General features: G+C 62.6%; 1 protein-coding gene. It reads left to right on the plus strand.

Annotation, left to right across the window (positions count from 1 at the left end):
* Positions 1 to 2,058, plus strand: a 2,058-nt coding sequence (gene aceE, locus EU811_RS13895) for a pyruvate dehydrogenase (acetyl-transferring), homodimeric type (protein WP_142938957.1), incomplete at both ends; no start/stop codon positions are given.

Below are 2,058 nucleotides of genomic sequence, written 5' to 3' on the forward strand. Positions count from 1 at the left end.
GATTTCTGGGAATTCCCCACCGTGTCCATGGGTATCGGCCCGATGAACGCGATCTACCAGGCCCAGTCCAACCGGTATTTGCAGAACCGTGGCATCAAAGACACCTCCGATCAGCAGGTCTGGGCGTTCCTCGGCGACGGGGAAATGGACGAGCCCGAGTCCCGTGGCCTGCTCCAGCTCGCCGCGAACGAGAACCTGGACAACCTGAACTTCGTGATCAACTGCAACCTCCAGCGCCTGGACGGACCGGTCCGCGGCAACGGCAAGATCATGCAGGAGTTGGAGGCGTTCTTCCGCGGTGCGGGCTGGAACGTGATCAAGGTCGTCTGGGGCCGTGAGTGGGATTCCCTGCTGGAAGCGGACAAGGACGGGGCGTTGGTGAAAATCATGAACGAAACCCCCGATGGTGACTACCAAACCTACAAGGCCGAGTCCGGCGGGTTCGTCCGGGAACACTTCTTCGGCAAATCCCCGCAGACCAAAGACATGGTCGCGGACCTGGACGACGAGCAGATCTGGGGCCTCAAACGCGGCGGTCACGACTACCGCAAGGTCTACGCCGCCTACAAGGCAGCCACCGAATTCAAGGGCAAACCCACCGTGATCCTGGCCAAAACGGTCAAGGGCTACGGCCTGGGCCCGCACTTCGAGGGCCGCAACGCGACCCACCAGATGAAGAAGCTCACCATGGAAGACCTCAAAGCCTTCCGTGACCACCTCCGGATCCCCATCAGCGATGACCAACTCGACGCTGACCTCTACCGGCCCCCGTACTACCACCCCGGCATGGACGCCCCGGAAATCAAATACCTGATGGAACGCCGGGCAGAGCTCGGCGGGTTCGTCCCCGAACGCCGCCGCCAACACACCCCCGTGACCCTGCCCGAGGCCAAATCCTACGAGGTGGCCAAACGCGGATCCGGTAAACAACAAGCCGCCACCACCATGGCCTTCGTCCGGTTGTTGAAGGACCTCATGCGGGATAAGAACTTCGGTGCCCGGTTCGTGCCCGTCGTCCCGGACGAATCCCGGACCTTCGGGATGGACGCGTTCTTCCCCACCGCGAAAATCTACAACCCCAAAGGTCAGAACTACCTCTCCGTGGACCGCGACCTCGTCCTGGCCTACAAAGAATCACCCGCCGGACAACTGATCCACCCCGGCATCAACGAAGCCGGCGCCGTGGCAGCGTTCACTGCCGCCGGGACCTCCTACGCCACCCACGGCGAACCCCTGGTCCCGATCTACGTGTTCTACTCCATGTTCGGCTTCCAACGCACCGGAGATTCGTTCTGGGCCGCAGCGGACCAAATGACCCGCGGCTTCATCATCGGCGCCACCGCAGGACGAACCACCCTCACCGGCGAAGGACTCCAACACGCCGACGGACACTCCCCCGTCCTGGCCTCCACCAACCCCGCCGTGAAAACCTACGACCCCGCCTACGGCTACGAAATCGGCCACATCATCCGCCACGGCCTCGAAGAAATGTACGGACCCGACAGTACTGACGGCACCGGTGAAGACCGGAACGTGATGTACTACCTCACCGTCTACAACGAACCCATCACCCAACCCGCGGAACCCGAAAACCTCGACATCAACGGACTCCTCAAAGGCATCTACCGCCTCGCAGAAGCCCCGCAAGGCGACTCAAACCGGCCCACCGCGAACATCCTCGCCTCCGGCGTGTCCGTGCCCTGGGCCATCGAAGCAGCCCGGATCCTGAACGAAGACTGGGGAGTCGCCGCCGAAGTCTGGTCCGTGACCTCCTGGAACGAACTCCGCCGCGACGGACTCGCCGCCGAAGAACACGCCTTCCTCAACCCCGGCCAACCCGCCCGCACCCCGTTCATCACCGAACAACTCAAAGACACCACCGGACCCGTCATCGCCGTGTCCGACTACATGAAAGCCGTCCCCGACCAAATCCGCCAATTCATCCCCAACGACTTCGCCTCCCTCGGAGCAGACGGCTTCGGCTTCTCCGACACCCGCCAAGCCGCACGCCGCTACTTCAAAAACGACACCCACTCCATCGTCGCCAAAACCCTCCAG

The sequence above is a fragment of the Arthrobacter sp. TS-15 genome (assembly GCF_006964045.1).
Taxonomy (GTDB): Bacteria; Actinomycetota; Actinomycetes; order Actinomycetales; family Micrococcaceae; genus Arthrobacter.